This is a genomic window from Algoriphagus sp. PAP.12 (genome assembly GCF_026652115.1).
GTDB lineage: Bacteria > Bacteroidota > Bacteroidia > Cytophagales > Cyclobacteriaceae > Algoriphagus.
In genome coordinates, this window is record NZ_JAPPSQ010000043.1 from 1 (window position 1) to 5,717 (window position 5,717).

Genomic DNA, 5,717 nt, shown 5'->3' on the forward strand with positions numbered 1-5,717 from the left:
CAATAACGCCTGTGAAAATAAAATTCGCCCAACGGCTTTAGGTCGGAAAAACTACCTGTTCGCAGGGTCCCATGATGCAGCACAGCGGGCAGCAATGATTTACTCGTTCTTTGCCATGTGCAAGATCGAGGAGGTTAATCCTCAACAGTGGCTCAAATTTGTCTTTGACCATATCATGGAAACCAACATCCAAAAAATAAAAGAACTCCTACCGAAAAACTATAAACTTTCCCTAGCAATAAATCAGGATAAGTAAAGATGCAGTTGCTCGGGCGGATACAAAGATTAAAAGTTGAAATCCTTTTTAGCGATCCTTTAATCAACAGATTTGGCTTCTATAATTTCTAATGATAGTTTATCATATCCCTTTGGTGCTTTTGTCTTTATTTTAAAATCCACTTCACTTCCTGGATTCACAAATTCATAAACAACAAATTCTTCGCTACTTAGATAGGTATCAGTTTTCGTATAGAAATTTACATTGACTACCGCATCTTTATATTTGGCAATTGTTGAAGAGCTGTTCAACTTTCCTTCAATAACCGTTTCACCTAATAGATTTTCTTTGTACTTACCTTCTACATCCAAAAAAGAGGCAGGGACTATTTTCTTTTGCTCTTCAAGCGAAAGTTTTGTGGACTTAACCATTCAACCCAGAATTCTTTTTGAACCAAACGATGAATCGCTAATTTCCTTTAAGATTCGGATACTCCACCACTTACTTTTAATTCTTCAACTTTTATTAAAATCCCTTCAGTAGATTGGGGGCGGTTGAGTAAATGTTAGCTTAAAATTGTTTTTAAAGACTCGAGAAGGCAAAAATCCTCAATTAAACTTCATAATATCCTTTCCCCACTAGGCAGTGCCTGATACCACCCCTAGGATCTTTCATGTCTCCTAAATACCTAGGAATCACATGACAGTGAAAATGCATAACTGTTTGTCCAGCTGCTACTCCACAATTCATCCCTATATTATAGCCATCAGGTCTGTAATCTCTTTCAATTATTTCCTTTGCCTTTTCAATTAAATAACTCAATTCACTTTGCTCATTTTTATCCAAAGTGAAATAATCCAACTTTTCTTCATTTGAAATGATCAGCATGTGACCTGGAGACACAGGATATCGGTCATAAATCATAAAGAAATGCTCCCCAGAATAAATCTTATTGTCATCTGATATTTTTGAAAATACACTCATTAAAACGTTCCTTCTAATTCTTCAATCGGTGACCATGTAACAATCGAATTTTCTAATGCGAGATTATATTGCTTTTCCAAAAAAGCTCTTCTCAACACTTTTGTTCTTCCTGTTTGATTAATAATTGTTTCAGCTAGTGGGTGTTTACTGCTAATATAAAATTCATTTCGATTAAATAGTCTGTTTAAGAATTTACGATCTGGAACTTTTGCCCCTTTTTCCTTCATGCTATTCATCGACGAATGGCTTAAGACTAAATTCCAGACACCATTTATATTAGCTCCATCATTTGCATGCACCTGCTTATTCTTGTGAGGAAGAAAGTGGTCGACATGACATATATCAGGACTACCTTGAATAATGGAGATGTCCATAAAACTATAAAAGCACTTTCCTTTTTGGTATCCGTTTAGGGAATCTCTCACAGAGGTTATATCAACCCTTTTCATTAAATCATTTTCTAGAAAAAATAGAGAAGAGGATTCGTCATATTTAACCTCTAGAAGGTTTGGATTGATTCGCAGGTTCCATGCTGTTTCAACCAACTTCCATCTAGCCTCGGTTTCATTTTCAAAATTCTGAAAGTGAAAACTATCCTTAAGTCTCAGCAAATCATCAGTAATAACAATTCTTTTATTCCCGTTAGAATAGTCCTTTTCGAAAAACAAGTTTGGAATTTGACCTCCATTAACGTTCTGAAAGGCGTCAACAACATTTATAAAACCCAATCTTTCTGTTTGAATCAACAGTTGATCTTCATCAATAATCCCAAAATTATAATCTCGGCAATAGTTTAGAAATTTGCTAGAACTTGAATTTCCTTGTTTGTCAGTTTGCTTTAAATGTTCTGTAATATTTCGAGAAAATGGCCTGGCCAATTCTTTTAATGAAATTGAAGTAGATTCATTCTTTACCAACTCTAATAAACTCTTAGCAAAGGCGAATTTATAGGTCGCTGAATTTTTCCCAAACAGAATTAAAGATCTCCATTGAGACTCTAAACTGGGGTCATTGATCTGAAATTCTGTCATTTTTTTAAAATTCGAAATAACATTTTTGGCTTTGCTTTCCAGCTCACCTCAAAGCTCATGATTTCAATTAATTATTAGAGCTTATTGCAAGCAACAAACTCAAACTTGGAACCAAATCTCTCCTGGCGCACCTTTATAAAGGATGTTGGCTATGGCCTCATAGAATTACTGAGCAATCAAAATGGCATTTCCTTTCAATGGTGCTTTCTAACTTTAATATTGGTCATCCCGCTTTTATTTCTCAACTCGTTGTTTCTCAAAGTAAAGTTCCGGTAAGATCACTTTCACTTCATGTTCACCACCCTCTTTCAACCAATACACAATAAAATTCACCTTCACACTTTTCAGTTCATAGCCATTTTGTAATCTCAATTCAATGGTTTCCGTGAATTTTTTAGCAAACTTCAATACCAAATCTCCATTGGAATTAGTACATCCATTTTCTGCTAATAAAAGTGAATCTCCTGGGAAGATGTTTTTAATACGGTGTTGCACAAATTCAAAATACCCCAGATTCACATCCTTATGGTTCAGGTGCATAACCAGCTCTTTGGAAGGCTGGTAAATTTCTCTATCCTCAATTTTTTCCAGGTTCTCTGCAGAAAGATGGTCCAGAAAGTTGCTATTGAGATGTATTGTCAAGTTCTGTTTTGCTCTTGTCATGGCAACATACAGCAGCCTTTTGGCTTCCTCGGTCCCAGCTTTATAATTTTCAAGCATCAGGAAAACATTATCAAACTCCTTCCCTTTGGCTTTATGAATGGTTGAAACGAAAATTGTTTCTCCCTTTTCATCGAAAAAATCCTCAAGCTTCGATTCTCGAATGAATACTTCCAAATCAGATTTGTATTTCTTTTTGGGATGAGTGGCTTCAAAATCCTTGATGATATTCAAGCAGATTTCCAACTTGTTGCTACTGCGAAATTTGTCAATTAATAGCCGTTTGGCATTTTCCCAGGCATCATCCCAGATAATGAAAATATCATCGGAGAGATTCAATTGATCTAAAAAGAACCGGACTTCCAATAGGTTGTACAAGCTAAACCCATCATTTGTTTGTACTAGCTTCGCTTGCATATTATTTTTCAAAAGTAGCCCCGTGATTTGAAGTGCTTCTTCATTCGTCTTTGTAAGTACACAAGTAGTCCCGCTGAGATCAGTTCTGAGAATGTCATGAACAAGAGGGGTAATGAGATTGCCACTTTGATAACGAACCAGTTTTATCTTACCATTGTCGGTTTGCTTTGAAAATATAGGAGTGATTTTCAATCTATGCTGAATCTGCTTTACAAACTGATTAGTATAATCGACCAGATTTCTCTTGCTTCTGTAATTTTCAACCAGCTCATGCTTTATGGCCTTATTCACAGATACAAACTGTTCCAGGTATTTTGAATTTGCTCCTCTGAACTCATATATATTCTGGTCATCATCCCCTACTGCAATCACTCGCATGTCTTCATTTTGCTCCATCAAGGCATTGATCAACTTGAACTCATCTTTATCCATATCCTGAGCCTCATCAATAACTAATACAGTTTTTGTAATTCGACTCGCCTCGACATCTCCTCTTTTGATCTTTTCAACAGTTTTCCTCAATATTTCACCGGACTTCTCCAAGCTGCCAACCTTTCCCAATAAGTCAAAACAATAGGAATGAAAGGTCTTTATTTCTATGAAATTTGCCGCATTGCCAATCAGTTTGAGTAATCGCTTTTTAAATTCAGTAGCGGCAGCCCTTGAAAATGTTACCATCAGCAACTGCTCATGTTTTACATCTTCCATTAAAAGTAAGGAAGCTAATTTGTGAACCAGTACCCTCGTCTTACCACTCCCTGGACCAGCAGCTACCACAATATGCTGATTATCCTTGTCCTTTATGATTTTCAATTGCGTGGGAGAAAGCTCTCCGAAAAGTTGGTTGAACTTGGCAGGAGTTAAGTTGCGTTTGATTTCGATTTGGCGTTCACCTTTGAAATATTTATTCAGGAACGATTGATAATTGAGCTGAAAATAATCTTCGACAAATTGTAAGGCATCTTTGTAGTCGCTGATCATTTTCTTCGCATACTCGCCCACAATATGAATTTGCTGCACTTTGGTTTCGTAAAACTGATTCAGTTTTTGGTAATCTTCTACCTTGTAGCGTTTCTTATTATCTTCCTCTACCCTTTCAATGGTTAGCCTGTTATAAACGACAAGAAATCCACCTTCAATTTTGATTGCCTCAATCCTGGAAAGATAAAAGAGAGTTTCTTCGATATCCTCTATTTCTATTTCTAGTTTGAAAAGACTACGATGGTTTTCATACGCCGTTTTTAACTCATGGACTGAAAACTCTACTAACACTTCATCTTTTTCAACTTTCTCTTTGACTACATTCAAATTATATTTCTGATGAAGAAATTCAATAATGAATTGAGCCAGCTCGTGCCGCTTCTCTAATTTCTCCTTCAGCAAAAGTTTGGGGTAAAGAGAGATAGCTGCGATATGGTTTTTTGAGTAGGGAAGATTTTGTCGCTTTATCCAATTCTTGATAGCCCAAAAATTGACAACCGTTTTAATCTTATTGGGTGTTACATCATTACAATCATTCTGTTCAGCTTCCTCATTTAACTCTTTGATGTGAAATGTCTTTTCCTGTTCTTCAATAACAGTGAGTAGGAAATTTTCAATTTTAGCAAATGATTGAACAATTTGAAGTGAACGATTTTTGTTTTCTCCCTTTTTGATAAAGGCAGTCAAATCCTTTGCATCAGCCAAAATCATTTCCTCACGCAAAAGATTGACAATGTTGATCACCTCTTCTTTCACGATCCCTAAATGATCGCTGATGTAATCAATTCTTGATTCAGCAGGATCTTCATTGGACTGCTTTCTGCTTTTGCTTGAGAAAAGTTTCTTGATGATCCTGATTCCTTTTTCTTTCTGATTTTCTTCGAATCTTTCTGAAGCATTGATTTTATCAATCGCTTCTTGAGCATTCTTTGAAAGGATACTATTGGCAAAAATCCTCGGCATATTCTGCCCCCGTTTCAAATAGCCGGCATCTTCCAGGGCTGCAATAGCGGTTGTCACCCTGGTTTCAATATCTATTACATTATCGTCCCAACCTGCCTTTCTTGCAATCTCCAAAGCCGAGTTAGAAACTTTTGAACGAAACTTAGTGATGTATTTGATAGCACTCCAAACCTGTTGTATTTCTTTGATTGAAAGCTTGGTTTGATTCAGGAGAATGAAATGTTTACTTAAGTCTTCTTCGTTGAATAGCACAAAGCAGTCAGCAACAATACTTTCATCTCTACCGGCTCTGCCTGCCTCCTGAATATAGTTTTCAAGTGAATCAGAAATTTCATAATGAATCACCATACCCACATCTTTTTTATCAACACCCATTCCGAAAGCAGAGGTGGCCACCATAATTTGGGTTTCACCATTGATAAAAGAATCTTGGTTTTCGGACTTCTCTTGCTTGTCCATCTTTC

The 5,717-nt window shown here is 36.3% G+C and carries 5 protein-coding genes; 1 reads left to right on the forward strand and 4 read right to left on the reverse strand.

Annotated elements, in window-relative coordinates; all coding sequences use genetic code 11:
• Positions 1–256: transposase domain-containing protein (locus O0V13_RS21180; RefSeq protein ID WP_268037016.1), on the forward strand; the 256-nt coding region annotated here is incomplete at its 5' end.
• A 59-nt stretch (positions 257–315) separates the two neighbouring features.
• On the opposite strand, the gene O0V13_RS21185 is transcribed toward O0V13_RS21180, so the two are convergent.
• The 4 genes from O0V13_RS21185 to O0V13_RS21200 all read right to left on the reverse strand — a co-directional run.
• Positions 316–648 (reverse strand): hypothetical protein, encoded by a 333-nt coding sequence (locus O0V13_RS21185; protein WP_268037017.1) that lies wholly within the window; start codon positions 646–648, stop codon positions 316–318.
• A 181-nt stretch (positions 649–829) separates the two neighbouring features.
• Complete coding sequence (locus O0V13_RS21190; protein WP_268037018.1) at positions 830–1,201, reverse strand: HIT family protein; 372 nt, start codon at positions 1,199–1,201, stop codon at positions 830–832.
• Positions 1,201–2,232, reverse strand: a complete 1,032-nt coding sequence (locus O0V13_RS21195) for an HNH endonuclease domain-containing protein (protein WP_268037019.1) — start codon at positions 2,230–2,232, stop codon at positions 1,201–1,203. Before O0V13_RS21195 ends, O0V13_RS21190 begins: the two co-directional genes overlap by 1 nt.
• A gap of 234 nt (positions 2,233–2,466) precedes the next feature.
• Positions 2,467–5,717, reverse strand: a 3,251-nt coding sequence (locus O0V13_RS21200; RefSeq protein ID WP_268037020.1) for a UvrD-helicase domain-containing protein, incomplete at its 5' end; no start/stop codon positions are given.